This window comes from Streptomyces sp. NPDC031111 (assembly GCF_055570675.1).
On record NZ_JBVIGS010000008.1, the window covers coordinates 133760 to 159378 of the forward strand.

Below are 25619 nucleotides of genomic sequence, written 5' to 3' on the forward strand. Positions count from 1 at the left end.
GCCGTTGCCCGAGCGGAAGAGTCCCGGTCACCCCACAAGGGCGGCCGGGACCGTCAAACCCCCGTGCGGGCCGGGAATCCCCCTGCCCGACCCGCACGGGCCCGCCTGTGACTGCTGGCGCAGGCGCTTGGTCTCATGCCTCTTCCGGCGGATGTCGTGGCGGGCCCACAGCCGATGGAACGGCTTGCTCCTGAGCGACAGTTCCCCGACCACTTCGATGAGACGGGGGTCGTCGTAGTCGGTGCCGGCTGCCGCACGCGGCCCGGCGACGGTGTTGGCCGCCACACGGTCCCATGAGGGCTGACAGTGTCGTGCCGCGGGGCCGGGCGCCGCCGCCTCCCGGAGGACGGGAGAGCGAGCCCGTGCAGGTGCGCGGCCGCTTCCCGTCCCAGCCCCGAGTGCCCCGGCCAGGGCGTCGACGACCTGGACCGACGGGTGACGTTCGCGCCCCTGCTCCAGGCGTAGTCGGTACTCACACCAGAGGCCAGGCGCGGACCAGCGCCGGCACGAGCCATGAAGGTGGGTGCGGTATTCCTACCTTCCCCTGCCCGCCTTCACTACGCGGCGTGCTTCTCGAGGAAGGTGCGCATCGCCTCGGCGACGGTGTCGAGGTGGCTTTCGAGAAGGAAATGCCCGCCGCCCGGCACCACGCGGATCTCGGCGTCCTTGAGGTCCTTCGCGAAGGCCCTGGCTCCGTCGGGGCCGAAGATCTCGTCCCCTGCGCCCCAGATGGCCAGCAGCGGCACTTGCGTGGTGCGGAAGTACTCGTGGAGCTGGGGATAGAGAGGCGGGTTGGTGGCGTAGTCACGGAAGAGGTCGAGCTGGATCCGGTCGAGGCCGGGCCGTGAGATCTCACGGTGATCAGCCGCCCAGGTGTCCGGGTCGACCAGTTCCGGTTCCGCGACGCCGTGCAGGTACTGCCAGCGGATGGCCTCCAAGCTCAGGGCCTCACGCATGGCCGCTTCCCCCGACGGGGTCGGCGACTGCGCGTAGGCCCAGACCGGAGCCCAGAACTCGGGGACGAAGCCCTCGTCGTAGGCATTGCCGCTCTGCGAGACGATCGCGGTGACGGCGTCCGGGTGCCGCAGGGCGAGGCGCCACCCGACGGGCGCGCCGTAGTCCTGCACGTAGATCGCGTAACGCTCCAGCCCCAGTTGCGCCAGGAGCCCCTCGGTCACGTCGGTGAGAGCGTCGAAGCTGTAGGCGAACTCGTCGGCCGGCGGAGTGTCGGACTGTCCGAACCCCAGATGGTCAGGGGCGATGACATGGAACCGGTCGGCCAGCGCGGGGATCAGCTGCCGGAACATGCGTGAGCTCGTGGGATACCCGTGCAGCAGGACGACCGCGGGAGCGTCGGCGGGGCCGGCCTCCCGGTAGAACACGCGGTGTCCGAGCACGGTGGTGTAACGGTGGCGCACCTCGACCATGACTAACCCCTTAGATGTGTGTATCCGGTTAGGCGCTTCGGTCATAGGCTGACTCGCGAAGGTGTAACCTGTCAAGTGATGCAAGCAGGTTAAAGATCGAGTGAGGGTGGGATGTTCGGCGAGGAGGCGCTGCTCGAGGCGCTCAACAGCACGCCTGTCGAGAACGGGGTTCCACGCGACCTGTGGCGGGAGGGCCCGTCCTTGGACCAGTGGGCGGCCCGGTGCGGTGGTGACATCGGACCCGCGGAGCGCGAATGGCTCACAGAGAGCCGAGACGCACTGCAGAGGGTGGTACGCGGTGAGGACGGCCCCGAGATCCTGACACCGTTCATCGCGGGGGCGCGCAAGGTCCCCCGACTGACCGGGGATGGCTTGGACTGGGCCCTGGAGGTCGAGGCGGAGCGGCGACTGGCTGTCGGGCTGATCCTCACCTGGGCCCGTCTCCAGGAGGAGTCACCGGGGAGGCTGCGTCCGTGTGCGAACAGCGACTGTCGCCTGTTCCTGATGGACCACAGCCGTGCCAACACCGCGCGGTGGTGCTCGATGAAGACCTGCGGCAACCGGCTCAAGGCCCGTCGTCACCACGAACGGCGACGTCAGGCCGGTGAGCCGACCGGCGGCAGCCGTGCAGCGAGTACCGACTGACCTGCGAGTGGGACGCCTGTCACTCCGGTGCGTGCGTGACGCGGATCTTGGACTGGCCGTGCGGGAGTTCCTCCCAGTCGTCCATCAGCCGGGCGGCCAGACCGAACCGGGCGGCCAGGTCGGTCAGTGTCTCGGAGCGGTAGTAGAAGTCCTCCCTCAGCACATGGTGTTCCTCGCCCACCGTCCGGTCGAAGGTGAAGTCGAACCAGCCGCCCGGCGCCAGTACCCGGCCGACGTTGGCCAGGCACTCCTCGATCACCGACAGGGGTGAGTGGGAGAAGACGCTGTGGGCGTGCACCACGTCGAAGTGCGCCTCCGGCAGGAAGCCCAAGGTGAGGTCGCGGACCGGGGTCAGGGTGGGCAGCCGGTCCTGGAGCCCCTGGGACACCAGCGTGTCCTGCGCGGCGAACAGGATGTCGGGAGAGATGTCGACGCCGTAGTAGTGGCCCGGTTCCAGGTACTCGATGAGCCGCCAACCCGCGCGGAGGTTGCCGCAGCCGATCTCCAGGATCCGGTGCTCGGGCCGCAGCCCGTGACCGAGCAGGTAGTCGAACTGCATGGCGCCCAGTGCCAGCCAGCGCTCCCGGCTGCGACTGCCCACCGCGGCGTCCGGGTCGGCCCTGGTGTCGGAGCGCATGACCGCCCGGTAGTAGGCGATGTGATCCGGCGAGCGGTAGCGCAGCCAGGCGTCGCGGCCGGCCCGGCCCAGGTACCGGGGCACCCGGCCGGGGTGGCGCAGCGCGTAGGAGAGCCGGTGCCCGAGCGAGGCACGGTTGACCTGAAGGTTCTTTGTGGGCATGGAGGTTGCTCGTTTCCGTGGGGGTGGCGCGCGGGCGCCGACTGCGGGGTCTGACAGCAGTCTTCATTGGCGGGGGGCCGCACCCCTTGGAAGTGCGGCTGGATCGGAGGGTCGTACCGGGCCATGCCGATGTCAGCCGATCGGATGATGTGCCCGATGGCCGTCACTTGTATATGTGGGGGAACGAGGTCGGCGAGGCGACGGACGGGCAGTGGCTACGGCACAACAGGCGGAAACGGCAACAAGGTGTGGCCCCGTGACGGCGGCACCGAGCCACCCCACGGCGGACCCGCGGAGCCCCGACCTCGACGAGTGGTGGCTGACGGCGGCCCTGCACACCGCGTTCGTCCTGCTGGTGGGCGGCTCGATCGCCCGCCTGCTGACCTACGACACCGGGAACGCCCGCACCGGGCCGATCCTCACCCTGTTGCTGCTCTTCGCGGCGCTCTACCTGCTGGGCCAGGTCGTGGCGCCCGCCTCCCGGCACGGTGAGCGCCCCACCGGCCGGCACCTGGTGTGGCTGGGGCTGGTGCTCACCCTGTGGCTGGCGCTGCTCGTGCTCGCACCCAGCGCCACCTGGTGCGCCGTACCGCTGCTGTTCACCGGGTTGCACCGGCTGCCGGTGCGGATCGCCGTGCCGCTCGCGGCCGTTGTCGTCCTGCTGGTGGTCGGCTCCGAGATCCGAGTGGCCACCGACGCCCCCGAGTGGGAAGGGTTCAACCCCAACCTGGTCATCGCCCCGGTGGCGTTGGGGATGGTCGCGACCGCCGTACTGGTCCAGAGCCGACGCCTGACGGCCCGTCAGCGGCTCCTGATCGACGACCTCGTACGTACCCGCGGCGAACTCGCCGCCAGCGAGCGGCACGCGGGCATCCTGGCCGAGCGCCAGCGGCTGTCGGCGGAGATCCACGACATCCTGGCCCAGAGCCTGTCCAGCCAGCGGATGCTGCTCCAGGCCGCGGAACGGCACTGGGACGCCGCGCCGGACACCGCCCGTGACCATGTGCGCGACGCCGCCGAGGTCACCGGCCGGGCGCTCGCCGAGGTCCGTCGGTTCGTGCGCGACCTCACCCCGCTGGACCTCGCCGAGAGCACCCTCGTGCCCGCGCTGCGCGACCTCGCCGCACGCGGCGGCGGCCCGGGGACCTCCGTCGACTTCCGGCTGGACGGGCCCGACCCCGGCCGGCTCCGCGAGCCGGTCGAGGCGGCGCTGCTGCGGGTGGCCCAGGGCGCGCTGGCCAACGTACGGGAGCACTCCGGGGCGGCGCGGGCCGTCATCACCCTGACCTGCATGGAGGACCGGATCACCGTGGACATCGCCGACGACGGCCGGGGGTTCGACGCGGACCGCACGCCGCGCCGAGGACGGGCCCGTACGCGCGGTCACGGGCTGCCGGTCATGCGGACCCGGGCCCGACAGGCAGGCGGCACGCTCACCGTCGAGTCGGCGCCCGGGAAGGGGACGGTGGTCACGATGTCGGTGCCGCTCGGGACGGACGGCACCAATGAGGGAGTGTCGTGAGCGCCCCCGGTGAGACCGCGGTCCGGGTGCTGCTGTGTGACGACCACGCCGTCGTACGGGCCGGACTGCGCGCCCTGCTGTCCAGCACCGGCGGCATCGAGGTGGTCGGCGAGGCGGGCAGCGGGGAGGAGGCGCTGGCGATGGCCACGCGTCTGCGGCCGGACGTGGTGCTCATGGACCTGCAACTCGGCACCGGCATGGACGGCGTCACGGCCACCGGCCGGCTGGTCACCGTGGACGCCGACGGCCCGGCCCCGCGCGTGCTGGTCCTCACGATGTTCGACACCGACGCCGACATTGCCCGTGCCGTCGCGGCGGGCGCCACCGGATACCTGCTGAAGGCCGAGCCACCGGAGAAGCTGTTCGCGGCGATCCGGGACGCCGCGGCGGGCCGCGCCGTACTGTCCCGGGCGGTCACCGACCGGATGGTGTCCCGGATCCGCACCCCGGCACCCGCCCTCACCGAACGCGAACGCGACATCCTCGCCCGGCTCACTCAGGGACTCGGCAACCGGGAGATCGCCCGCGCCCTCTTCCTCAGCGAAGCCACGGTCAAGACACACCTCAGCCGCGTCTACGCCAAGCTCGGGGTACGGACCCGGGCGGGCGCGGTCGCGGCCGCGACCCGGCTGCGCCTGACGCCCTGAGCCGCTGGACCAAGACCTTCATGGCGTACCCACGCAGAGGGCCGGGGGAGTCTGCCCCCGCCGCCACTGTATGCGTGCGCAGGCAGAGACCCGCATGGTGTCCGCGAAGTCCCCTGCCGATAGCGTGCTGCTCATGGCGACCGAAAAGCTGCGAGAACTCGAGTACGAGGCCTGGAACGGTTTCCTGGTCACTCACGATCGGATCTGGCGTGAGATCGAGGCAGGGCTCGCTCCGCTGAACGTCAGCATGGCCGAGTACAGCGTGCTGGCACTGCTGGGCCAGGCCGGAAGGAAGGGCATGCGGATGTCGGAGCTGGCACAGCGGCGCCTGATGTCCACCGGCGGATTCACCCGGCTCGCCGACCGACTTGAGCAGCGCGGTCTGATCGAGAGGCGACGGGCGGCGGGCGACGGCCGCGGGTTCGAGGCCGTTCTCACATCGGACGGCAGGGCCCTCCTGCGCAAGGCGTGGCGGCAGCAGCACGGCGACCTGCGCAGACTCTTCTTCGACCGGCTCGATGACGAGCACCTGGACCACCTGGCCGAGGTCTGGACACGGCTGGCCCCGGACGACGAGACCTCCTCGTGAGCAGCGCTTCCCGACCGCCGTGATCTCTGCCGCCCCGGCTTCGGTTCGTCAGGCGGGGGTGGGGCCGTCGAGGGTGTCGGTGTCGATCAGCCAGGCGACGAGGGTGCGCCAGCGGTCGGGCTGGTCGGTGTCGCGCGGCCCGACGAGGTAGATCTCCTCGACGACATCCTGGGAGCGCAGACCGTGGTGCGCGGCGAAGGAGCCCACCGCGCTGTAGGTGAGGTCGAGGTCGTCGTGCGGCCCGTGGTGGGTGGCGACGACGGCTGTGCGCTGCGGCAGCCGGAGCGGCTTCACGGTGGCCGGTGCTCCCGGCGGCAGCGACACCTCGGCGGGGAGGTAGACGGTGGCGCGGCCGTGCCCCTCGGTGAAGAGGTCGTGCTCGTAGCGGCCGCCCGGAGGAGGCACCGGGCGGCCGCCGGCCGCTGTGTCCAGGTCGTGCATGGCGGTGTCGTACCAGCTCAGGTCGCTGCCGGGCGGGACGTCGAGGGACACGGCGAGCACGCGTTGCGGCGGAAGCACCTCAAGGCTCACCGTCCGTTCGGCCTGTGGGTCGAGGAGTTCCCGGAGTGCCTGGACCGCTCGCTGAGTGCGGCCGAGCCGGTCCTCCAGTCGGCGGAGGTGGGTGGCGACGATCTGTTGCGCGGCTTCGTGGTCCGTCCCGCCCGCGCCGGTGGACTCGGCCCGGAGGAAGCGCCGGAGGTCCGCCAGCGGGAGGTCGAGTTCCCGCAGCCGCCTGATGGTCAGTGCCGGTCGGACCTGCGCGGGGGTGTAGTAGCGGTAGCCCGTGGACGGGTCGACGTGCGCGGGGACGAGGAGATCCTGCTCGTGGTAGCGGCGGAGTGTGCGGATGCTCAGGTGGGTGATCCGGGAGAACTCTCCGATCGTCCAACGCTCTGCCACGCTCTTCTCCTCGTCGTCCGTGCCCGTACCGGGGGCTGGTGCCGTTTTCAGGGCGAGATGTCCAGCAGTGTGATCTTCCCCTGCGCGTCCCGTTCGAAGGTGAAGCGAAGGGTGACCGGGCTGCCGGGGAAGTCGCCGGAGACCGCCGCGACGGCCTCGCACGCGGTGGCCGACCCGGTGACTCCGCGGAGGTCGTAGCGCACGGGCGGAACCTCGGAGCGCCAGCGGCGTACGGAGGTGAGGCCCTGGTGGCTCCGTCCTTCGTCGTGCACGACGACGTCGTCGTCGAAGAGAGCGAAGTAGCGCTCGTGGTCGGGGTCGGTCGCCGCGGTGAAGTACTCCTCGGCGAATTTCTGGATGTCGTCCATGGTCATCTCCCAGGGTGTCCTTCATGTCGAGTCGCGGGGTGGGCTCAGAGGGTGCGGATGGTGCCGCCGTCGATGACGTGCTCGGCGCCGGTGATCGCGCTCGCCCGGTCCGAGACCAGGAAGGCGATCAGCTCGGCCACCTCGTCCGGTTCGGCGGGCCGCCCCAGCGGGATACCGCCGAGGACCAGCATCAGGTCGTCGAGCGCGGCCTCGCGGGAGACACCGCCCTCGCTCATCCGCCGCGCGAGGAGACGCTCCGCACCGTCGGTGCGGATGAAGCCGGGGGCGACCGAGTTGACCCGGACACCGCTCGGCGCGACCTCGTTCGCGAGGCCTTTGCTGTAGGCGGCCAGGGCGCTCTTGGCCGCCGCGTACGCGAGCGTCGAGTCGTGCAGCGGCATCCGACGCTGGATCGAGGTCACATGCACCACGGAGCCCGACCCGCGGGAGGTCATCCCAGGGACCAGCGCGCGATCCAGCCGGACCGCCGAGAACAAGTTGAGGGCAAGCTCCTCCGCCCACGTTCCGTCATCCAGCGCCGCATACCCCCCGGCCGGGGCGCGGGAGCCGCCCACGACATGCACCAGGATGTCCGGCACACCGATGCGCTCGCCCACTGCCGCGGCCGCCGACGCCGCCCCCTCGGGAGTGCCCAGGTCGGCCTGGACGAAGAGGGGGTCGGCCGTCTCCGGCGGCGTACGGGCGATGGTGACGACTCGCGCCCCCGCACTGCCGAGCCGACGTGCCGTCGCCAGCCCGGCTCCCTTGCTGCCACCTGCCACCACGGCCACACGCCCGTCAAGATCTGCGTTGCTCATGCCCAGGACCCTCCACCCTCCCGCGGGGAGAGGGTCAAGCCGCACGGGACTGGACCGGGGCCGGAGCACGACGACCTCGGCCGAGCAGCGCGCCAAGGCGCCCGGGCCAACGCCGCCAGGTGGCGTCCGCCCCCGGCCTGCGGTGAACGAGGGATACCGAGCGATGAGACGCCGGAAGCTACGACTTGCGCCGTGCGCTGTGCACGGTGACCGGATCCCTGCCCGGGAGGAGCCCGGTACGCCACTCCAGGGCTTCAGCCGTTGGGGGCGATCCTCACGATGACGTTGCCGCGGTGCACGCCGGAGAGGAGTTCGTCCTGGGCGGTGATGGCACGCTGGAGGGTGCCTTCGAGGAGCGTGTGCGCGAACTTGATCCGGCCTTCGGCGTACCACTGGGCGTAGTGACTGTTCCAGGCCTGGATCTGCTCGAGGGTGTGCAGGGTGGTGAAGGGGCGGATCCGCACCTCGTGGACCAGCGCGGTCATGATGTCCAGGCGGGGGCGCCCGCCGTCCCCTCCGCCGACCTGTCCGGCGAGGACACCGCACAGCGCGAAGCGGGCGCCGAACGCCGTGTGCCGGAGCGCGGCTTCGAACTGGGCACCGCCGACGGTGTCGAAGAAGACGGTGATCCCTTCGGGCGCCAATTCGGCGAGCCGCTCGTCAAGGTCCTCGTTGCGGTAGTCGATGGCGGCGTCGAGCCCGAGTTCCTCGACGAGGTAACGGGCCTTCTCGGACCCGCCGGCGATGCCGATGACGTACGCGGCGCCACGTGCCTTGGCGATCTGCGCGGCCATCGAACCGACGCCGCCGGCGGCCCCGCTGACGAGGACGACGTCACGCTCACCGACCTCGGCGATGTCGACCATCCCGTGGTAGGCGGGCACACCCTGGTTGAGCAGGTACTCGGGACCGGGGAAGACGCCGTCGGGCACGGGGAACGCCTCGCCGGGCCCCAGGACACTCTCCTCGCGCCAGCCCGCCCTGTGCAGTACGACGGTTCCCGTCGGCAGTTCGTCGGCACGCGACTCGACGACCTGGCCGATCGCGGTGCCGTGGATCGGCTCGCCGACCTGGAAGACGGGCACCGGGATCTGGGTGGTCTCGAACATCAGGTCGCCGCTCGCCGCGATCACGTGCTGGTACAGGTTCCGCACCCGAACCTGGCCGGTGGTCGGCTCCTGCGGAGGGAGCGTGATCACCTCCAGCAGCGAGCTGGGCGGCTGGGACAGATCCGTACGGTGCTTGCGCAGGACGACGGCGTGTGAGCCATGGACGGCCATGATGAGAGCCTCTCGGTCGGTCGAGGTCGGGTCGGGATGGTCGGGTCGGCCGGGTCGGTCGTGGTCGGGCCTGAGCCCTCCGCGGTCATCGTGTTCTCCGGAATTCCCGTGTCCATGGGACCGGGGCTGACGGCGTTGACACGGATTCCACGCGGAAGCAGCTCTCGGGAGAAGCTGCGGGCCATCGAGCGCCTTCTCTCAGGACTCGGTGGCGAAATCAGCGACGGGATTCGATCTTCAGGTCGCCTGCGGTCACCTTGCGGATGTGGTCACTCGCGAGCAGGTCGTGCGGCGCGCCGAGAGCGATCGCGCCGGCCTCGTCGAGGCGGGCCAGTTGGGAGGCGGTGAAGTCGACCTCCAGGGCGCCCAGATTGTCCTCCAGCTGTGCGGGGGTGCGGGCACCGATGATCGGTGACGTCACGTCCGGGTTCTGGAGGGTCCAGGCCAGCCCCACCTGGGCCGGTGTGCGGCCCAGCTCCGTGGCGACCTCCTTCACGACATCGGCGATGACAAGGTTGCGTTCGGTGACCGTGCCCAAGGTGACGTTGAAGTTCCTGCGGGTGCCGTCGTCGGATGCGACGTTCGCCGCGGTCAGGTCGTCGCGGCTGTACTTGCCGGTGAGCACGCCGCCGGCCAGAGGGGAGTACGGGATGACACCCAGCCCCATCTCACGTGCCATGGGGATCAGGTCCCGTTCCCCGGTGCGCTGGGCCAGGCTGTACTCGATCTGCAGCGCGACCAGCGGGGACCAGCCCCGCAGATCGGCGATCGCCTGCATGCGCGACACCTGCCAGGCCGGGGCGTTGGAGATCGCCACGTAGTGGACCTTGCCCTGTCGGACCAGATCGTCCATGCCACGCAGGATCTCCTCGACCGGTGTCGTGAAATCCCATACGTGCAGGTAGAGCAGGTCGATGTAGTCCGTGTTCAGCTGTCGCAGACTGGCTTCCACCGAAGCGAACAGGCTCTTGCGGTGCGGGCCGCCGGAATTCGGGTCGCCGGGGCGGCGCAACGTCGTGTATTTCGTCGCCAGCACCAGGCTCTCGCGGTTGTCGCGGGTGAATTCGCCCAGCAGACGCTCGGAACTGCCGTTCGTGTAGGTGTTGGCGGTGTCGATGAAGTTGCCTCCGCGCTCGACGTAGAGGTCGAACAGCTTGCGCGCCTCGTCCCGCTCCGCGCCCCAGCCCCAATCGGTGCCGAAGGTCGCCGTACCCAGCGCCAGCGGTGAGACCCGCAGCCCGGAGCGGCCCAGCAGCCTGTACGTGTCGAGGGTGAGCGGCATCATGTCCTCCTGTGCGTGTGATGCGTCGTCGAGGACAAGCCTGTGACCGCCGTGAGCCGGGGGTAAGGGAAGGCAGTTCCTGGGAACACGGGTCCTACCTTGGCGGTTAGAGCGAACATGACGAGCCGCACCGTGGACCCGACACAGGAGCTGGCCGCGTTTCTGCGGACCCGGCGCGAGCGCCTGAACCCGCGTGACGTGGGCCTGCCGTCGCGTCGGCAGTCCCGGCGGACTCCGGGGCTGCGCCGCGAAGAGGTCGCGGAGCTGGCCGGGGTCAGCATCGACTACATCGTGCGGCTGGAACAGGCCCGCGGGCTGCGGCCCTCGGCGGACGTCGCGGAGGCGCTGGCCCGGGCGCTGCGGCTGGCCCCCGACGAACGCGCCTACCTCTTCGACCTGGCCCAGCAGCGCCCCCGCAACACCGACAAGCCCGCCACCACCGCGGCGGCGCCGCTGGCCCGGCTGGTCGCCGACCTGTCGCCGCTGCCAGCCATGCTGATGAACCACCGCTTCGACATCCTCGCCTGGAACGGCGAAATGGCGAGGCTCCTACTGGATTTCGACACGCTGCCGCCGACGCAGCGCAATTCGATGTGGCTGTGCCTGGTACATCCGGAGACACGCGAGTTCTATCTCGACCGCGATCGCGTCGTGCGGGAGGGAATCGCCCACCTGCGGGCCGCATGGGCGGCGCATCCGGAGGACCGGGCGCTGACCGAACTCATCGCCGAACTGATCACACACAACGAGGAATTCGCGCGGCTGTGGGCCGAGCGAGACGTCAAGGTAAACGGCCGCGGGCGCAAGTTGATGCGGCATCCTGAAGTCGGTGAGATCGCGGTGCATTTCGAAGTGCTGATGCCGCTTCAGGACCGGGGCCAGCGCTTGATGATCTGCCGCGCCGCGGACGACGAGAGCCAGGCCGCATTGGACCGGTTGTACGCACGGTGATGCCCGCCGGTGCGGCGGGAGCGGGCTGCTCTAATCTCCTTCCATGACCTCGGACGAGACAGCGGGTACGTCTTCTGATGCGAGCACGGCCTCGGAAACCGCCTCTGCTGTGATCCTGCCCGGACGCCGCCGCGGCTTCGAGGCGCGGCTCGAGCAAAGCACGCTGATCCTGAAGACACCGCGCCTCGACAGGCGCATACCGATCAGCGGCATCGAACGGATAGAGACCCCTGGGCCCGCCAAACGCAGCTTCGCTGTCGTACTCACCGCGCCGCGGACGATCCGTCCGACGTCCTGGACGGTACACGGCCACAGCGCCCCGGCGGTGCGGGCCTTCACCGACGCACTCCAGCGGAAGCTGCCCGTCCGGGACTCGGCCGAACCCCGAGCCGACGGCAGCCTGCTGGTGACCGAGACACCGGTCGCGAAACCGCCCGCCGACCGGCGCCGGTCCGCCTCACGCGTGGCCGTGGCGCTCTACCTGCTGGTGGCCGCGGCGATGCTGATCGCCGGTGTCCTCGGCGCGTACGAGTGGTATCTCGCGTTGATGTGCTGGTTGTTCGGTTCCCTTGCGATACCACTGCGCCACTTCGTGTACGGGGGCTGGCAGTTCACACGGGAGGTGTGGTGGCTGCGCAACCACGGCGTCCTCGTTGAAGGCCGGCGGCTGTACGCCGGTGCCTATGAGTTCACCGACCTGGAGGGCCGGGTCCGTCGGCTCACGGGTACGTCCGAGCACGCGGAGCAAGTAGAGATCCTTTACGACCCGGAAGGCAGGACGGAGGCACAGGTCGGCCGCGGCACCACCGGCACACTGATCTTCGCCGTCTTCGTCTTCCTCATCAGCCTCGGCACGGCCACGGCCATGGCAGTCCTCGCCCTGGCAGGTCCGCTCGTCGCCTCGCACTTCATTTCTCTCGGCCTGTACTGAGAAACACGGAAGTTCCGACGGCGGAAAAGGCGATGAGCAGGGTGACCCACTCGACCAGGGCGTGCGACAGTCATCCGCCGCACCCCATGATCCGGCTTCATGGGCTGGTTAAGCTGTCGTCATGCGGTACTGGCTGATGTGCGGGAGGGCTGCCTCGTGACCTCGACGCCGACCCCTGCGACCCTGCGGATCGGAGAAGTGGCCCGGCTGACGGGCGCCAGCGCCCGATCACTGCGGTACTACGAGCAGCAAGGGCTGATCCACAGCGTACGGTCCGGCGGCGGGCAGCGGCGCTATGCCGCGACGGAGGTCGCGCGGGTCCATCTCATCCGGCGGCTGTTCGACGCGGGACTGGGGACCAAGGTGATCGCCCAGCTGCTGCCCTGTGTGGAAAGTGACGACGCCGACGTCCACGAGGAGGCGTTCGGAACGATGGTGAGGGAGCGGGACCGCCTGACCGCCGACATCAGCCGACTCGTCGAAACCCGGGACTCCCTCAGTGCCTTGATCGAGGCCAACACCCGGCACCGGCTCGGCGCGGGCCGGCGCGGTCCTCTTCCTGCCGGGGGCGCACATCACTGCGAGGCCTGAGATCAGAGCCGCATGTCGATGACGAGCTTGCCCGACGCGTGGCCCGACTCGACCAGCGCCAGCGCCTCTTCCGCCTGCGCCAGTGGATAAGTCGCCGTGATGTTGGGATCGAGCCGCCCGGCGACCATCAGCTCTGCGACTCGCTCGAGGCTGTTCCGGTCGAGACGGCGGTGGACCATCGCGCCACCGAGTTCGGTGACCGACTGATCACCCACAGAGATGAGCGCGTCCGGCTTCGCCACCAGTGGGGCGACGCTCCGAAGGGAGTCTCCGCCGACCGTGTCGACCACGGCGTCGAAGCCGTCAGGGGCCTGCGACCGGAGTCGGGCCACGACATCGCCTGCGGTGTAGTCCACGAAGGCTGCTCCGGTCGCCGTTACGCGCTCCCGTTTCGCCGCACTGCCGGTACCGACCACGACGAGGCCGCGCGCCCGCGCGATCTGGGCGAGGGCGATTCCGACGCCGCCGCCAATGCCGTTCACGAGCAGCGACGCCCCGGCGGGCAACGCGAGTTGGTCCAGGACGTCGAGCGCGGTGGTGCCGGCGACGGGGATGGTCGCCGCCCAGGTCTCCGACAACTCGTCGGGTATGCGGGCGGTGGACTCGGCGAGCAGCAGAGTCGTCCTCGCGTATGTGCCGGCACCGGTCAGGGCGAATCCGGTGACCCGGTCGCCGACCGCCAAGTCGGTCACATCGTCACCCACCGCTAGAACGGTGCCGGCCGCCTCCATTCCCAGGACCTGCGGAAAGGGCACATGGCCGTTCAACTCCCGGACGTGTCCGGACCGGAGCAGGTGATCGAGTGGGTTGACTCCCGCGGCCGCGACACGGACGAGGACTTCGAGAGGCCCGGGCGACGGAACGGGCCTCTCGAAGAACTCCTGGACGTCGGCGGAACCGAAGGTCCGGTACCCCAGGGCTGTGCTCATCACATGTTCCTTTCTCAGGTTCTCGTCCGGCACTCAGCCGATGACGTCGCCAAGCTAATCCTTGACGTCAATGTCAGGTTCAAGGCGACGTGACGCAAGTAACTCCCGAGGAGAGGAACGTCCGCACGCGCTCAAGCAGAAGCTTGGACGCCTCGCGTCGAAGTCCTCGAGCGGGGCGTCGGTGAACAGGCGCTGTTCGTCGTGGTGTACGAACAGTTCCGCGGCCGCTGCGGACCGGGCCGGCTCGCGCGCCGCACGCGTCGCGCTCTCCGGTCATCCCTGTCGCGCGAGAGTCAGGCCGAGCGAACGCTCCAGACCCGCCGCCCCTTCGTCGGTCACGTGGACCACGCGCGGCGCCGCACCCCAGCGCACCCAGTCCAGCTCGAACAGCCGGGCCGTCAGTGCCGCTCCGAGTCCGCCGGCCAGATGGTGCCGATGCTCGCTCCAGTCGACGCAGTAGCCCACCGCGGGACGGCGCGGCGGCAACCGGTCGGTGTCGACGCCGAGTTCGCTCAGCTGTGCCCGGCCCCTGTCGGTGAGCTCGTAGCGGATGTCGCGTCCATAGGAGGCGGGGCGGTCGCGCACGGCCCTCTCGGGGCGGTGGACACCGTCGTAACCGGCCAGGGCGCCGCGGTTGAGCAGCGCGCCCATCAAGCCGGCACCGAGCTGTCCGGCCAGATGGTCGTAGCAGCTGCGGGCGCGGTGCAGGGCGCCCGCCCGGTTGCTCTGCTTCAGCGAGGTGACGGGCAGCGGCGGCGCGATCAGCGCGAGGGCTTCCAGGGCGGCGGAGATGTCCGGACCGGCCAGGCGGTAGTAGCGGTTCCGGCCCTGCCGTTCGGCCGTGACGAACTCGCCCTCCACCAGCTTGGCCAGGTGCACGCTCGCGGTGGCGGCACTGACACCCGCCTCGTCGGCGAGCGCGCTCGCCGACAGGGCGCGGCCGTCGGCCAGGCACTTGAGCATCCGGGCCCGCGACGGATCAGAGATCAGCGCTGCGGCGCGGGCTACATCGGTCTGCTGCTTGAGCGGCTCGTCCATCACGATCGCAGCGTACGACATCAACACTTTTACGTACGACGAAGCGTCCGGCTTGCATCATCTCTCCATGAGAGCAACGCCCGGCAAGAGCCCCCTGAGAAGCGCACCCCGCAAGAGAGGACGATTGGCCATGACGGACTCGACGAAGACCACCGCGACCGAACCGGCCCGCCGGCTGACCGCCGAGGTGCTGCACTACACCGCCTTCACCACCAGCCCGACCGGAGGCAACGGGGCCGGGGTCGTCCTGGACGCCTCCGCCCTCGGCGACACCGAGATGGTGACGATCGCCTCCGAACTCGGCTACTCGGAGTCCGCCTTCGTCACTCCCGGACCCGACCCGGACGACGGTCGGTCGTTCACACTGCGATTCTTCAGCCCCAAGGCGGAGGTCGGCTTCTGCGGCCATGCCACGGTGGCCACGGCGGTAGCGCTCGGCGAGCGTCTCGGCGAAGGCGACTTCGGCTTTCACACCGCCGCGGGCCACGTGCCCGTCACCGTCCGAGAGGAGAACGGCGTACTGAAGGCCACCCTCACCAGCGTCGAGCCCCAGGTGTACGACGCTGCCACGGCCGATGTGACGGAGGCCTTGGCGGCGCTCGGCTGGGAGCCCGGCGAACTCGATGCCGCCCTGCCTCCGAAGATCGCCTTCGCGGGCGTGCGCCACCTGGTTCTCGCGGCCGCGACCCGTGAGCGACTGGCTGACCTGGACTACGACTTCGACCGGCTGATGAGGCTGATGCAGCGGCTCGACCTGACGACGGTACAGCTGGTGTGGCGCGAAACGGCGACCGTCTTCCATGTCCGTGACCCGTTCCCGGTCGGCGGCGTGGTGGAGGACGCCGCGACGGGCGCCGCGGCCGCGGCGTTCGGGGCCTACGCCCGTGACTTGGCCCTCGTCCCCGCGGACGCGAGGCTCACCCTCCACCAGGGACACGACATGGGCCGCCCGTCACTACTGGAGGTCGACCTGCGCGCCGGCGATCCACGGGTGCGCGTCGCCGGAGCCGCGATCGGAATCCGGCCGACGGTGGCGTCGCGGCCGTAGCCGGTGATCACCCGTGCTCAGCGAGAAGACCCGGCTCAGGGCTGAACGCGGGCCCCGAGGTCTCCTTCGACAACGGTCTGGATGATCTGGGGCCGGTCCCAGAGAGCCAGGATTTCGTTCGCGATGGCCACGATGGGCAGGGGGTCCTGATTGCCGTGTACCACGATGGCCGCGGCCGACAGGCTGCGCGGTACGGCTCCGGCGTCGAGGAGGACTCGCCACTCTGCCGGGCCGAGCTCCAAGAACTCCAGCCCGGTGAGCTCGGTGATCTCCAGGGTGTCGGCCAGGGTGCCGGGGTAGGCGGTAAGGGTGCGCAGGCGGGGTAGCCCGATGACGGGGGCAAGACTGAACGGCGCACCGTTCCAGACGCCGATGGACAGGACTTCCAGGCCGGGGTGGGCAGCGGCCTGGACGCTCTTCAGGCTCGCGATGTTGACCCGCGCCACGACTGGTGGCTGCTGATCGTGCCGACTGCCGGGCTCTGCGCCGGGCCGGCCCAACACCAGGTCGGTGAGGGAATCGGCAACGAGTGCGGCGCCGGTGTTCTCCTCGTGGGAGAGCATGATGACCTGTCCCAAGTGTCCGCGGGGGCCGGGTGTCAGATCGACGGCCAGGCGGTCTCCGCCGCCGTTGTCACCGAAGGCGATCCAGCCGGGTGAGCCGACAAGGCCCTGCACCGTGGCGTCGGGCGTGGTGACGACCGCCTCCATCGCCGCGAACTCCCAGCGACAATGGCGGGATGACGCGTCGGCGATGTACAGGCCGTTGAGGTCGAAAAGCTCGCAGCCGACCGCTGCGGATTCCCGTTCCTCTGCCTCGTAGTCGTCGCCGTGGTCCTCCCACCGTGCCCGTGTCACTCGGTAAAGCACCTTGAGCTCGTCGGGCAGCGTGACGCCGAGGCGCGCTTCGGTGGCGGCGATCTCCTCCTCCGTCGCGCCGATGGCGTGCGGCAACCGCTCGCGCAGCGTCCGCTCCAGCAACTCCGGGTCTGCCGAAGGGGCCGCGACCGCCCCGGGCACCGGATCAGGGAGACGGCGCCAAGGCTCGGGAAGGGAACCGTCGACCAGGATGAGCGCCCCCGGGTGGGGGGTGCCGATGCCGGATTCCACGGCCGGGCTGGGCGCCAGTAGGCGGAGCACGGTCCTACCGGTCGATTGGATCTCCGCCGTGAACGAGACGTCGTCGACGCCGGCGTCCGCGAGGGCGCTCTGCACCCGCTCCACCGCGTCGAATTCCTCCCGCATGTCCTCCACCTGGGCGGCTCGGCCCGGCGGCGGCAGCTGTCGCTCCAGGGCCAGACTCCAGCCGTGCCGGCCGATGCGTCCCGCCACACGGACAGACCGAGCAGCCTGCCTCTGCGGCTCGTTGGCCAGCAGGAGTCGCAGCACGGGCTCCCAGGTCGCGAAGTCGAGTATCGATGCATCATAGGGCCTCTGATCAACCATGCGCAGACCGTACGCGGCACCTCTGACATCCAATGTCGCGGGGCCCCGCGCGTCCAGGGTCCGAGAACGCCGCCCTCATCCACGGCACTCACCCCGCCGACGGCACCGTATGCAAGAGAGACACGCCCGCCACCGTCCGCCCCCTCGTCCTCGCGAACCGTTGAGTCACAACCGCCCTGGCACTCCGCCGACCACCGCGCCGCCGAAGAGGCGAGGTGGCCAACGGGCAGCACAGGCTGCAAGGCCAAGCTCACCCACATCAGCCGGATCCTCACCAAGCTCAACGCCACCAACCGGGTCCAGGCCGCCATCCTCGCCCACCACGCCGGCCTCCTCGATTGAGACCTGACCGAGCGGGTCGCCACCGTAGCCTTCGTCGAGGACCGTCACTTTCGCCAGAACAGGTGGTGCGTCACTCCGCTCGGACTGGGCACGACCTCCAGGTGAAAGCGGTCCAGTAGCTCATCGGGGGACGACCAGAGCCGCGACCCGGAACCGAGCTTCACCGGCGAGACCGCCACATGCAGGGTGTCGACCAGGTCGGCATCGAGGAACTCCCGGATGACGCCGGCCCCGCCGCCGAGCCGGACGTCCTTGCCCCGCGCTGACTCCCGCGCCTGGGCGAGGACCGCGGCCGGGTCGCCGTCGACGAAGTGGAATGTCGTGTCGGAGAGCGTGAAGGACGGGCGCGTGTGGTGAGTCATGACGAACACCGGGGTGTGAAACGGAGGTTCGTCACCCCACCAGCCCTTCCACTCGTGATCCTGCCAGGGCCCGCGCTGCGGCCCGAACTTGTTGCGCCCCATGATCTCGGCGCCGATATCGCGCGCGTAGTCCCGCGTGAAGTAGTCGTCCAGGCCCCGGCTCCCACCGGGGTCGGTGCGCCCGGGCCAGCTCGCCGTGGCGCCGGCCCAGGCGAACAGCTCCCCGGGATCGGCATGACCGAAAGGACGCTCAAGGCTCTGGCCCTCACCAGCGCCGAACCCGTCACTCGAGACGTTGAAGTTCTGCACTCTCAGCAGCTGAGTCATGTGTTTCTCCTGTTGTTGTCGATGACGGTGGTAAGGCTTTCCGGGCCCGGCGCAGCCATCGCTGCATCCGGGACCGGCGCCTGAAGCCGGGGCGACTAGTACTCGACGATCCGGCGGACCTCGACCTGCCCGTAGCGAGCCGTCGGCACCCGCTCTGCCCAGAAAAGCGCGGCATCCTCGTCCGCCACATCGATCTCGATGTATCCGGCGACCGTGGTGCCCGCGCCGATCACGGTGCCGGCCCGCACCTGCGCCTGTCCGTTCCGCACGGTGACGGTCCGTGCGTGGACTGCCGGCTGGAACCCGGACTCGTGGACGAAGTTCCCGGCCCCCTTGAGCGCGGCATCCAGCTCCACCCATTCGTCGATCTCGCCGTGCCCGGGCCCCGCCTGCACGGGGTCGTAGGCGTACACCAGCGCGTACTTCACCAGCTGTGTCCCTTCACGAGATGTCGGTTCAACGTGGCGCTGCCGTGCATGATGATCGGGCTGAATGCCTCGTAGCCCTCGCCGCCCGGTGCCTCCACAACGCCGCCCCGCGAGCCGAAGGCGTGCCCGTCCAGGCTGCCCCGCGGCGCTCGAGGTGATCAACGCCTGAATTGGACTGCGGCGTTAACCCGGCGCTAAACGATCCGGTCCGCCGCAGCACATCCCATCCGCGTCGGGCAGCGTTGACACGGCCACGGCCGACCAGCAGTACGCCGACCTCGGCAGCGAGGTAGCGTGGCGCGTTCTCAAGCAGGTCAAGCCATGGGGGCTGTCGTGGAATTGCGGGACATCGAGATCTTGCTGGTGCTCGCCGAAGAGCTGCACTTCGGCAGGACGGCGGAGCGGCTGCGCGTCACCCCGTCCCGGGTCAGCCAGTGCGTCAAGGCACAGGAGCGCCGCATCGGCGCGGCGCTGTTCGAACGGACCAGCCGCAAGGTGACGCTCACTCCGATCGGGCGCCGACTCGTCGACGACCTGGCGCCGGTCCACCGCCAGGTGCGGGAGAGCCTGCGGCGCGCGGAGCAGGCCGCCCGTGGGACGGTCGGGGTGCTGCGCCTGGGCATGATCTCCTCCAATGTGGACGACCTGCGGCCCTACTTCGACGCGTTCGCCGCGGAGCGGCCCGGTATCGAGGTGCAGATCCGCACCATCGGTTTCACCGACCCCTTCGCCGGTCTGCGCACCGGCGAGCTCGACGCCGCCGTGGTGTGGCTCCCCGTTCGGGAGCCCGATCTGGCCGTGGGGCCCGTGATCCACATCGAGCTGGTGATGCTCGCCATGTCCTCCGGCCATCCGCTTGCAGGCCAGGCGTCGGTCGGCCTGGAGGACCTCGCCGACCAGGTCACCATCAACCTCGACGCGCCCGCGTACTGGCGCGAGGCCATGGTCCCGACGCACACCCCCAGCGGGCGTCCCATCCGGGTCGGTCCAACCGCCTCCGACTTCATGGAGGTGCTGCTGATCATCACCAGCGGTGAGGCCGTGTCGCAGGTGCACCTCCAGGCCGCCCGCTTCTTCGCCCGACCCAACATCGCATACGTCCCGATCCGCGACGCCGCTCCGACCCGGTGGGCACTGATCTGGCGCACCAGCGCCGAAACCGACGCGGTCCTGTCGTTCGCGAAGATCGTCGAACAACTTGGACCGCTGGTCCAGTAGTTGGCCTGCCCGCCACACACCGTCCCTGGCGGAGCTTCTCCCGCTGCACGAGGCATCCATGTCCGACGCCCACGACCGTGCTCGTGAGCTCGCCGCGACGGTGGCCACCGCGACCGCCGCCTGAAATCCCCAACGGTCGGTGGCTCGGTCCGCGGCCGCTGCGCGTCGGTCACGGGCATGCCGGGATCAACGATCAGGCGATCGGGAGACGCTCGGCTTCAGGCGGTGATGTGGGCTGCGAGCCGGTCAGCGGCGGTGCGGGGCTCGCGGCCGAGGAGTTCGGCCACCAGAGGGTCGGCGTCGGCGAAGTAGCCCGCGCGGGCGGCCTGATACCAGGTGAGCATGAGTCGGGCCGTCTGCTCCGGCACACCGATCGCGATCTGGTCGGCGACCCACTGTTCGTCGTCCAGGACGATGCGCCTGACGGTGCGACCGGTGAGGTCGGAGGCGATCTTGGTGAGATCGTCGAAGGTGAGGGCGGTCGGAGCGGTGAGGGTGACGGGGCCGTCGAAGGAGCGGTCACCGGCGAGAATGACCGCAGTGGCCTCGGCCATGTCGGCACGGTCGGTATACGGAACGGGGCCGTCTTCCGGCTGGGCGATCACGCCGGTTTGCTGCCACGGGCCGAGAATCTGATCGAGCGGGCCGTAGGCGCCGTTGCGCAGTGCGGTCCAGGCGACTCCGGAGTCGCCGAGGATCGCCTCGGTGGCGATGTGGATGTCCGACGGCCGGTACGGATTGCCGGGGACGGCGCCCTGCTGGCTCGTGTAGAGGACCCGCCGGGCGCCGGCCGCGACCGCGGCTTCGATGGCATTGCGGTGCAGGCTGACCATGTCGGCGGCCGGGTCGTTGCCGGACACCAGAAGGACCTGCTCGGCACCGGAGAACGAGTGACGCAGCGCGGCCGGGTCCTCGTAGGAGCCCTGCCGCACGCGCACGCCGCGTTCGGCGAGGTGCCGCGCCTTGGCGGTGTCGCGGACGCTGACACCGATCCGGTCGGCGGGTACGCGCTCGAGGAGGTGCTCGACGGTGGCGCCGCCCAGTCCGCCGGTAGCGCCGGTGACAACGATCATGTCCTTGACCTTCCTGACCGCCCATGGTGTCCGTCTTGGCGGTGGGCGGAATCATAAGTTGACCACACTGGTCAGGTTCTGTTCTGTCCACGACCGTAGGTAAGCTGACCCAGCGAGTCAAATTACGACGACGGGCGACAGGAAGAGACGGTGAGGGTCATGGCCGGTGCGGTGCCTTCGGGATCCCGGCTGCGCGCCGACGCCCGGCGCAATTCCGAACAGATCCGCTCTGCCGCGATCGGCGCCTTCCAGGGACAGGGCCTGACGGTGCCGCTGGAGGAGGTCGCCAAGGCGGCAGGGGTGAGCAAGGCCACCATCTTCAACCGGTTCGGCGGCCGGATCGGCCTCATCGAAGCCGTCATCGAAGAGGTCGTGGCGAGTGAGCTGTTCGCCGTCATCGACCGCACTCGGACCGTCGACGACGTCGGCGAGCGGATCACGTACTACCTCACCGCGATACGCGACCTCCAGTACCGCCAGCCCGCCTTCAACGACGTCCTGTTGCAGACGTATCCGCACTCGCAGCAGCTCATGGAGATCTGCCGGGTCGGAAGCGAGGCCAACGAGGAGCTCACCGCGGCGGCGCGGGCCTCCGGTGCGCTGCGGCCGGAGTTCACGGCGGGCGACCTCCACGCACTCGTCGTCGACAACGCCCTCGCCCTCAAGCACGGCGAGCGGCCTCCCCGGGACGACTACGACCGCCGCACCGTGTACCTTCTGGACGGAATCCGAGGGCGCTCCTCCGCTTCTGGCGAACGGTGACGTGGCGGCACAGCCGCGGATCCCGGAACGGCACCGCACCACACCGTCCGTGCTCCAGGGCCGGCGCTCCGCCCTGCGGGCAAGAGGGACCGCGAGTCTTGATCGTTGTTGAGCCTGCTGATTGGCTGGCCGGCATGGATGATCTCGGACCCGTTGCGTGGCCGCCTGCACCGATCAGGACCGAGAGGCTCGTGCTGCGCGAGCCCGAGGCCCGGGACCGCGCGGCGTTCATCGAGCTGCTGGCGTCGCCGGATGTGCACACCTACCTCGGCGGTCCCCGGCCGCATGATGAGCTCGAGCGCCAGTTGCCCGAGGTGCCCGAGCGGTGGCCAGGGAGCTTCGTCGTTGATCTGGACGGAGCGATGATCGGCCAGATCCTGCTCAGGAGAGCAACGGAGCACCATCGTCCGGCTGCGGCCGGGAAGGCCGACCTCGGCTACCTGTTCCTGCCACGGGCGTGGGGGTTCGGGTATGCCGCCGAGGCATGTGCGGCGGCACTCGACTGGTTCGACGGCGTTCTTCCCGGTGAGCCGATGGTGCTCGCCACCCAGACCGCCAACGTCCGCTCGATGCGCCTCGCGGCGAAGCTGGGGTTCACCGAGGTTGAGCGCTTCCCGGCCTGGGAGGCTGAGCAGTGGCTCGGCCTGCGGTCCCCGATGCCGCGCTCCGGTTGAGCCCGCGCTCGGCAGCTTGGACCCCTCGAACCGGCCCACCCGGCGGTCGCCGGCATGTTCGGAGACGATGGAGCCGGGTCGGATTGCGCATGACGGCGACCCAGACCTGCGACTACGTTGCTGAGGAGTGACCCGTGGTCGCACCGAAGCGAGCCCAGGAGCCGCTGATGTCCGGGAACCCGAGCAAGGCGCAACCGCCGGTCGTCGACCGCGCGACCTTCGACCAGCGGTTGGAGGGGCTGCGGGCGAGGGAGAAGGCCCACACCCGTGAAGGCGACGCGATCGCCGCGTCGCGCCGCAGGCTCCCGATGGTCGAGGTGGCCGCGGACAGCCCGTTGCTGGGGCCGGACGGCCCCATGACGCTCCTGGATGCGTTCGAAGGGCGGCGTCAGATGATCGCCTACTACTTCATGTGGTGGCCCGGCCGGCCGGCCGCTGAGCAGTGCGAAGGCTGTACATGGGTGATGAGCCACGTGGGCGAGCTGGCTTATCTGCACTCCCGCGACATCACCTTCGCCGTGTTCTGCCAGGGGCGGAACACGGCCTACGGCTTCGGGGACGCGCAGACGTCGTACGAGGAGAGCCTGCGCTACCGCGCCTTCATGGGCTGGGCGATGCCGTGGTACTCCGCCCAGCCCTCGCTCGAGTCGCTTCTTGTCGGCCGGGAGCTCGGCCTGTTCCACCTGGTGTGCTACCTGCGCGACGGCGACCGCGTCTTCGAGACGTACTGGACCAAGCGTCGCGGGGCCGAGGCGGTGGACTACAGCTACGCGCTCATGGATCTCACGGTGTTCGGGCGTCAGGAGGACTGGGAGGACTCACCGGCAGGCTGGCCGCGCCTCGGGCAGGCCACGCGGACCCTGGGCGGGGCTCCGGACTGGCCGCCGCTGGGGGAGTGGCCGGGTGGACGTCCCACTGCACAGTGGCCGCGCGTCGACGCCGACCACTCCGATGACCTGGGCGCCACCGGCACCGGCCCGGCGACCGAGCCCGATCACCGCCACTGATCGCGTGACGCGTGATCGGGCAGCCCGATCGACGTCCTGGGCGCGGATTCGCCTTCAGCGGGACGCGGATGAGGCAGGCAGGGGCGCGGCTGTCTGTGACGGTGCCTGGCCGGCGTTCTCCTCGGCCACGAGGCGCCACACGCGCTCCCGTTCGCTGCGGCCCCAGGTCTCCTTCGTCGAGAGGATGCCGGCAAGGCCGATCAGGGCCGCGCCCAGGTAGAGCAGCGCGGCGCCCGGCCAGCCGAAGGCTCCCACCAGCGCGGCGGCGAGCAACGGCGCGAAGCCGCCGATGGCCGCGGCGATCTGGTAACCCAGTGAGGCACCCGAGGTGCGGGTCGCGGTGCGGAACTGCTCGGTGAGCAAGGCCCCCTGGGTCCCCGTGAGCGAGGCGTGGATGAGGCCGATGCCGATGATGAACACCGTTACGACGAGGGCGGGTTGGGCGGAGTTGGTGAGCACGTACATCGGGAAGGCGAACAGGATCGCCGCGGTGCAGGCGGCGATGTAGATGGGGCGGCGTCCGATGCGGTCGGTGAGAGCGCCGGCCAGGAAGGTCACGGCGATGGCGAGGATGCTGGCGGCGGTGATGGCGCCGAGGGCGACGGGCCGGAGAGCGGGGTCGCGGTCGGTGATGTAGTTGAGCAGGTAGGTCGCGGTGGAGTAGTAGGCGAAGGACTCCACGACGCGCAGGGCGATGACGCGCAGGATGCCGCGCCAGTCGCCGGCGAGGGTAGCCCGCAGGGGGTTCTTCTCGGTCTTGCCGGTGGCCTGGGCTTCCTGGAACTCGGGGGACTCCGACAGGCGGGAGCGGACGATCAGCGCGACGACGACCAGGACGGCGCTGAGCAGGAACGGCGTCCTCCACTGCCAGTTGCCCTCCAGTGTGTCGCTGAAGGCGAACACGCCGCTGGCCAGGGCGATGCCCAGGGGGTTGCCGGACTGCGGTATCGCCGCGAACATGCCGCGGCGGTGCCAGGGCGCGTGTTCGTAGGCCATGGTGATCGCGCCGCCCCATTCGGCGCCGAACGCCAGGCCCTGCAGCATCCTGATGATCACGAGCAGGACCGGTGCGAGGGCCCCGACCTGCTCGTAGGTGGGCAGTACGCCGATGAGGAAGGTCGCGGCACCCATGACGATCATCGCCGTGACCAGGACGGGCTTGCGTCCGAACCTGTCGGCGAAGTAGCCACCGACGGCGCCTCCCAGGGGGCGCATGACGAATCCGACGGCCAGGGTGGCGAAGGAGAGCAGGGTGCCGACGAACCGGTCGCTCTCGGGGAAGAAGACCGCGCCGAAGTAGAGCGCGGAGGCGGTGCCGTAGGCGATGAAATCGTAGTTCTCGACGCTGGTGCCCATGGCCGCAGCGACCGCGGTCTTGACGCGGTCCTTCGAGCCGAGCACGCTTCGCCGTCCGGCGGTGGCGCTGGTGGACATGCAAGGTCTCCTTGGTAGGTCGCCGACCAGGTCGGCGTCAATGCGGTGAGAAGGAGGGGGCCGCCCGAGCGAGGCCGATTCCCTTGTCCGGGAATTGCGGGCATGACGAACAGACGCCTGGCGAGGCCGTGCAGGGGCCGGGGCCTTCGGCGTCATTCAGCGCGACGGACGGTCCGTCCGTGCGAGGGATGAGACGGTGAGGGTCAGAGGGGCGGGGTCAGGTCGTCGAGCGCGTTGAGCTTGGCGACCCGGCGACGGGTCGCCTCGTCGTCGTCGAACACGGCGTTGAGGAATTCGCGCACGATGTCGGGTACGAGTGCGTGCGGCACCAGCCACGCCCCCACCGCGATGGCGTTGGCGTCGTCGTGCTCGACGGCCTGGTGGGCGGAGTACGGCTCGTGGGCAAGACCGCAGCGGATGCCGGGCAGCTTGTTGGCAGCCATGACGGCGCCCTGGCCGGTACCGCAGACGAGCACGGCCCGATCGGCCGATCCGTCGAGCACCGCTTCACAGGTCGAGCGGGTGATGTCCGGGAAGTCGACGGGGGCCTCGCTGTGAGTGCCGCAGTCGATCACCTCATGCCCGAGGACCTCGATGGCCTTCCGCACGGCGTCCTTCAGCGGGAAACCGGCGTGGTCTGCGCCGAGGGCGACCTTCATGGCTTGTTCCTTTCAAGCAGGGCGTACTGTCTCGCGTCAGCCGCGAACGCCTCCGCGCTCTCCGGGCGGCGCGGCTGTTCCTGCCGTCGGTGCCGGCAGCGGCGGCGACGGACTCGGGTGTTC

29 protein-coding genes and 1 pseudogene are annotated in these 25619 nt (G+C 70.0%); 12 read left to right on the forward strand and 18 right to left on the reverse strand.

Going from position 1 to position 25619, the window contains the following annotated elements; genetic code table 11:
- Nucleotides 1-27: 27 nt before the first annotated feature.
- Together ACZ470_RS18305 and ACZ470_RS18310 are read right to left on the reverse strand one after the other, a co-directional pair.
- Nucleotides 28-459, reverse strand: coding sequence for an MmyB family transcriptional regulator (locus ACZ470_RS18305; protein ID WP_468428654.1), 432 nt, complete (start codon nt 457-459; stop codon nt 28-30).
- A 98-nt stretch (nt 460-557) separates the two neighbouring features.
- A complete protein-coding gene (locus ACZ470_RS18310; protein WP_468428343.1) occupies nt 558-1427 on the reverse strand; it encodes an alpha/beta fold hydrolase in 870 nt (289 codons plus the stop codon).
- Between the two features lie 111 nt (nt 1428-1538).
- Here ACZ470_RS18310 and ACZ470_RS18315 point away from each other — a divergent pair, with 111 nt between their 5' ends.
- Nucleotides 1539-2072, forward strand: a complete 534-nt coding sequence (locus ACZ470_RS18315; RefSeq protein WP_468428344.1) for a CGNR zinc finger domain-containing protein — start codon at nt 1539-1541, stop codon at nt 2070-2072.
- A gap of 19 nt (nt 2073-2091) precedes the next feature.
- On the opposite strand, the gene ACZ470_RS18320 is transcribed toward ACZ470_RS18315, so the two are convergent.
- On the reverse strand, nt 2092-2871 hold the full coding sequence (locus tag ACZ470_RS18320; protein WP_468428345.1) for a class I SAM-dependent methyltransferase: 780 nt from the start codon (nt 2869-2871) through the stop codon (nt 2092-2094).
- A gap of 256 nt (nt 2872-3127) precedes the next feature.
- Here ACZ470_RS18320 and ACZ470_RS18325 point away from each other — a divergent pair, with 256 nt between their 5' ends.
- From ACZ470_RS18325 to ACZ470_RS18335, 3 genes are all read left to right on the forward strand, one after another.
- Nucleotides 3128-4393 (forward strand): sensor histidine kinase, encoded by a 1266-nt coding sequence (locus ACZ470_RS18325; protein WP_468428346.1) that lies wholly within the window; start codon nt 3128-3130, stop codon nt 4391-4393.
- Nucleotides 4390-5040, forward strand: coding sequence for a response regulator (locus ACZ470_RS18330; RefSeq protein WP_468428348.1), 651 nt, complete (start codon nt 4390-4392; stop codon nt 5038-5040). Before ACZ470_RS18325 ends, ACZ470_RS18330 begins: the two co-directional genes overlap by 4 nt.
- Before the next feature lie 133 nt (nt 5041-5173).
- Nucleotides 5174-5629 carry a MarR family winged helix-turn-helix transcriptional regulator gene (locus ACZ470_RS18335; RefSeq protein ID WP_468428349.1) on the forward strand — a complete coding sequence of 152 codons (456 nt, stop codon included), beginning with the start codon at nt 5174-5176 and terminating at the stop codon, nt 5627-5629.
- A gap of 48 nt (nt 5630-5677) precedes the next feature.
- Here ACZ470_RS18335 and ACZ470_RS18340 read toward each other — a convergent pair whose 3' ends face one another.
- The 6 genes and pseudogenes from ACZ470_RS18340 to ACZ470_RS18365 form a co-directional block, all read right to left on the reverse strand.
- The gene (locus ACZ470_RS18340; protein ID WP_468428351.1) at nt 5678-6529 is read right to left on the reverse strand and encodes a MerR family transcriptional regulator; all 852 of its coding nucleotides are present in this window, start codon (nt 6527-6529) and stop codon (nt 5678-5680) included.
- Nucleotides 6530-6576: 47 nt separating this feature from the next.
- Nucleotides 6577-6903 (reverse strand): nuclear transport factor 2 family protein, encoded by a 327-nt coding sequence (locus ACZ470_RS18345; protein ID WP_468428352.1) that lies wholly within the window; start codon nt 6901-6903, stop codon nt 6577-6579.
- 38 nt (nt 6904-6941) lie between these two features.
- On the reverse strand, nt 6942-7715 hold the full coding sequence (locus ACZ470_RS18350; protein WP_468428354.1) for an SDR family oxidoreductase: 774 nt from the start codon (nt 7713-7715) through the stop codon (nt 6942-6944).
- A gap of 254 nt (nt 7716-7969) precedes the next feature.
- A complete protein-coding gene (locus tag ACZ470_RS18355; protein WP_468428355.1) occupies nt 7970-8995 on the reverse strand; it encodes a zinc-binding dehydrogenase in 1026 nt (341 codons plus the stop codon).
- A gap of 77 nt (nt 8996-9072) precedes the next feature.
- Nucleotides 9073-9186: pseudogene (locus tag ACZ470_RS18360) on the reverse strand (SDR family oxidoreductase); the annotation flags it as partial.
- 26 nt (nt 9187-9212) lie between these two features.
- Entirely contained in the window at nt 9213-10277 is a 1065-nt protein-coding gene (locus tag ACZ470_RS18365; protein WP_468428655.1) for an aldo/keto reductase, read from the reverse strand.
- 117 nt (nt 10278-10394) lie between these two features.
- Here ACZ470_RS18365 and ACZ470_RS18370 point away from each other — a divergent pair, with 117 nt between their 5' ends.
- The 3 genes from ACZ470_RS18370 to ACZ470_RS18380 all read left to right on the forward strand — a co-directional run bounded on the left by ACZ470_RS18370 (nt 10395) and on the right by ACZ470_RS18380 (nt 12750).
- Nucleotides 10395-11228, forward strand: coding sequence for a helix-turn-helix transcriptional regulator (locus ACZ470_RS18370; protein ID WP_468428357.1), 834 nt, complete (start codon nt 10395-10397; stop codon nt 11226-11228).
- Nucleotides 11229-11271: 43 nt separating this feature from the next.
- A complete protein-coding gene (locus tag ACZ470_RS18375) occupies nt 11272-12159 on the forward strand; it encodes a hypothetical protein (RefSeq protein ID WP_468428359.1) in 888 nt (295 codons plus the stop codon).
- Nucleotides 12160-12315: 156 nt separating this feature from the next.
- A complete protein-coding gene (locus ACZ470_RS18380; protein ID WP_468428360.1) occupies nt 12316-12750 on the forward strand; it encodes a MerR family transcriptional regulator in 435 nt (144 codons plus the stop codon).
- A gap of 2 nt (nt 12751-12752) precedes the next feature.
- Here the strand turns inward: ACZ470_RS18380 and ACZ470_RS18385 are convergent, their stop codons facing one another.
- Both ACZ470_RS18385 and ACZ470_RS18390 read right to left on the reverse strand, forming a co-directional pair.
- The gene (locus ACZ470_RS18385) at nt 12753-13679 is read right to left on the reverse strand and encodes an NADP-dependent oxidoreductase (protein ID WP_468428362.1); all 927 of its coding nucleotides are present in this window, start codon (nt 13677-13679) and stop codon (nt 12753-12755) included.
- A 273-nt stretch (nt 13680-13952) separates the two neighbouring features.
- Entirely contained in the window at nt 13953-14717 is a 765-nt protein-coding gene (locus ACZ470_RS18390; protein ID WP_468428656.1) for an ArsR/SmtB family transcription factor, read from the reverse strand.
- A gap of 130 nt (nt 14718-14847) precedes the next feature.
- Between ACZ470_RS18390 and ACZ470_RS18395 the strand changes: the two genes are divergently transcribed.
- Nucleotides 14848-15765, forward strand: coding sequence for a PhzF family phenazine biosynthesis protein (locus ACZ470_RS18395; RefSeq protein WP_468428363.1), 918 nt, complete (start codon nt 14848-14850; stop codon nt 15763-15765).
- 35 nt (nt 15766-15800) lie between these two features.
- On the opposite strand, the gene ACZ470_RS18400 is transcribed toward ACZ470_RS18395, so the two are convergent.
- From ACZ470_RS18400 to ACZ470_RS18415, 4 genes are all read right to left on the reverse strand, one after another.
- Nucleotides 15801-17210: an SMI1/KNR4 family protein gene (locus ACZ470_RS18400; protein ID WP_468428365.1), complete on the reverse strand. Its 1410-nt coding sequence runs from the start codon at nt 17208-17210 to the stop codon at nt 15801-15803.
- A gap of 165 nt (nt 17211-17375) precedes the next feature.
- The gene (locus ACZ470_RS18405) at nt 17376-17600 is read right to left on the reverse strand and encodes a hypothetical protein (RefSeq protein ID WP_468428367.1); all 225 of its coding nucleotides are present in this window, start codon (nt 17598-17600) and stop codon (nt 17376-17378) included.
- The gene (locus ACZ470_RS18410; protein WP_468428369.1) at nt 17597-18241 is read right to left on the reverse strand and encodes a dihydrofolate reductase family protein; all 645 of its coding nucleotides are present in this window, start codon (nt 18239-18241) and stop codon (nt 17597-17599) included. The genes ACZ470_RS18405 and ACZ470_RS18410 overlap by 4 nt, the downstream gene beginning before the upstream one ends.
- 95 nt (nt 18242-18336) lie before the next feature.
- A complete protein-coding gene (locus ACZ470_RS18415; protein WP_468428370.1) occupies nt 18337-18669 on the reverse strand; it encodes a YciI family protein in 333 nt (110 codons plus the stop codon).
- 321 nt (nt 18670-18990) lie between these two features.
- Between ACZ470_RS18415 and ACZ470_RS18420 the strand changes: the two genes are divergently transcribed.
- The gene (locus ACZ470_RS18420) at nt 18991-19887 is read left to right on the forward strand and encodes a LysR family transcriptional regulator (protein ID WP_468428372.1); all 897 of its coding nucleotides are present in this window, start codon (nt 18991-18993) and stop codon (nt 19885-19887) included.
- Nucleotides 19888-20105: 218 nt separating this feature from the next.
- Here the strand turns inward: ACZ470_RS18420 and ACZ470_RS18425 are convergent, their stop codons facing one another.
- The gene (locus ACZ470_RS18425) at nt 20106-20960 is read right to left on the reverse strand and encodes an NmrA family NAD(P)-binding protein (protein ID WP_468428374.1); all 855 of its coding nucleotides are present in this window, start codon (nt 20958-20960) and stop codon (nt 20106-20108) included.
- A 159-nt stretch (nt 20961-21119) separates the two neighbouring features.
- On the opposite strand from ACZ470_RS18425, the gene ACZ470_RS18430 reads away from it, so the two are divergent.
- The 3 genes from ACZ470_RS18430 to ACZ470_RS18440 all read left to right on the forward strand — a co-directional run bounded on the left by ACZ470_RS18430 (nt 21120) and on the right by ACZ470_RS18440 (nt 23403).
- The gene (locus ACZ470_RS18430; RefSeq protein WP_468428376.1) at nt 21120-21722 is read left to right on the forward strand and encodes a TetR/AcrR family transcriptional regulator; all 603 of its coding nucleotides are present in this window, start codon (nt 21120-21122) and stop codon (nt 21720-21722) included.
- A 134-nt stretch (nt 21723-21856) separates the two neighbouring features.
- Entirely contained in the window at nt 21857-22396 is a 540-nt protein-coding gene (locus ACZ470_RS18435) for a GNAT family N-acetyltransferase (RefSeq protein ID WP_468428658.1), read from the forward strand.
- Nucleotides 22397-22563: 167 nt separating this feature from the next.
- Nucleotides 22564-23403, forward strand: a complete 840-nt coding sequence (locus ACZ470_RS18440; RefSeq protein ID WP_468428660.1) for a DUF899 family protein — start codon at nt 22564-22566, stop codon at nt 23401-23403.
- Nucleotides 23404-23457: 54 nt separating this feature from the next.
- On the opposite strand, the gene ACZ470_RS18445 is transcribed toward ACZ470_RS18440, so the two are convergent.
- Complete coding sequence (locus tag ACZ470_RS18445) at nt 23458-24837, reverse strand: MFS transporter (protein ID WP_468428378.1); 1380 nt, start codon at nt 24835-24837, stop codon at nt 23458-23460.
- Nucleotides 24838-25040: 203 nt separating this feature from the next.
- Nucleotides 25041-25496, reverse strand: coding sequence for an RpiB/LacA/LacB family sugar-phosphate isomerase (locus tag ACZ470_RS18450; RefSeq protein WP_468428380.1), 456 nt, complete (start codon nt 25494-25496; stop codon nt 25041-25043).
- Nucleotides 25497-25619 lie beyond the last annotated feature (123 nt).

Excerpts from the sequence above, each read along its gene's own strand:
- ACZ470_RS18320 (WP_468428345.1), bottom strand. The coding sequence starts at position 2,871 with ATGCCCACAAAGAACCTTCAGGTCAACCGTGCCTCGCTCGGGCACCGG.
- ACZ470_RS18425 (WP_468428374.1), bottom strand. The coding sequence starts at position 20,960 with ATGATCGTTGTCACCGGCGCTACCGGCGGACTGGGCGGCGCCACCGTC.
- ACZ470_RS18395 (WP_468428363.1), top strand. The coding sequence starts at position 14,848 with ATGACGGACTCGACGAAGACCACCGCGACCGAACCGGCCCGCCGGCTG.
- ACZ470_RS18435 (WP_468428658.1), top strand. The coding sequence starts at position 21,857 with ATGGATGATCTCGGACCCGTTGCGTGGCCGCCTGCACCGATCAGGACC.
- ACZ470_RS18315 (WP_468428344.1), top strand. The coding sequence starts at position 1,539 with ATGTTCGGCGAGGAGGCGCTGCTCGAGGCGCTCAACAGCACGCCTGTC.
- ACZ470_RS18345 (WP_468428352.1), bottom strand. The coding sequence starts at position 6,903 with ATGACCATGGACGACATCCAGAAATTCGCCGAGGAGTACTTCACCGCG.
- ACZ470_RS18400 (WP_468428365.1), bottom strand. The coding sequence starts at position 17,210 with ATGGTTGATCAGAGGCCCTATGATGCATCGATACTCGACTTCGCGACC.
- ACZ470_RS18370 (WP_468428357.1), top strand. The coding sequence starts at position 10,395 with ATGACGAGCCGCACCGTGGACCCGACACAGGAGCTGGCCGCGTTTCTG.
- ACZ470_RS18365 (WP_468428655.1), bottom strand. The coding sequence starts at position 10,277 with ATGCCGCTCACCCTCGACACGTACAGGCTGCTGGGCCGCTCCGGGCTG.
- ACZ470_RS18355 (WP_468428355.1), bottom strand. The coding sequence starts at position 8,995 with ATGGCCGTCCATGGCTCACACGCCGTCGTCCTGCGCAAGCACCGTACG.
- ACZ470_RS18375 (WP_468428359.1), top strand. The coding sequence starts at position 11,272 with ATGACCTCGGACGAGACAGCGGGTACGTCTTCTGATGCGAGCACGGCC.
- ACZ470_RS18450 (WP_468428380.1), bottom strand. The coding sequence starts at position 25,496 with ATGAAGGTCGCCCTCGGCGCAGACCACGCCGGTTTCCCGCTGAAGGAC.
- ACZ470_RS18310 (WP_468428343.1), bottom strand. The coding sequence starts at position 1,427 with ATGGTCGAGGTGCGCCACCGTTACACCACCGTGCTCGGACACCGCGTG.
- ACZ470_RS18385 (WP_468428362.1), bottom strand. The coding sequence starts at position 13,679 with ATGAGCACAGCCCTGGGGTACCGGACCTTCGGTTCCGCCGACGTCCAG.
- ACZ470_RS18445 (WP_468428378.1), bottom strand. The coding sequence starts at position 24,837 with ATGTCCACCAGCGCCACCGCCGGACGGCGAAGCGTGCTCGGCTCGAAG.
- ACZ470_RS18440 (WP_468428660.1), top strand. The coding sequence starts at position 22,564 with ATGTCCGGGAACCCGAGCAAGGCGCAACCGCCGGTCGTCGACCGCGCG.
- ACZ470_RS18335 (WP_468428349.1), top strand. The coding sequence starts at position 5,174 with ATGGCGACCGAAAAGCTGCGAGAACTCGAGTACGAGGCCTGGAACGGT.
- ACZ470_RS18350 (WP_468428354.1), bottom strand. The coding sequence starts at position 7,715 with ATGAGCAACGCAGATCTTGACGGGCGTGTGGCCGTGGTGGCAGGTGGC.
- ACZ470_RS18390 (WP_468428656.1), bottom strand. The coding sequence starts at position 14,717 with ATGGACGAGCCGCTCAAGCAGCAGACCGATGTAGCCCGCGCCGCAGCG.
- ACZ470_RS18410 (WP_468428369.1), bottom strand. The coding sequence starts at position 18,241 with ATGACTCAGCTGCTGAGAGTGCAGAACTTCAACGTCTCGAGTGACGGG.
- ACZ470_RS18430 (WP_468428376.1), top strand. The coding sequence starts at position 21,120 with ATGGCCGGTGCGGTGCCTTCGGGATCCCGGCTGCGCGCCGACGCCCGG.
- ACZ470_RS18420 (WP_468428372.1), top strand. The coding sequence starts at position 18,991 with ATGGGGGCTGTCGTGGAATTGCGGGACATCGAGATCTTGCTGGTGCTC.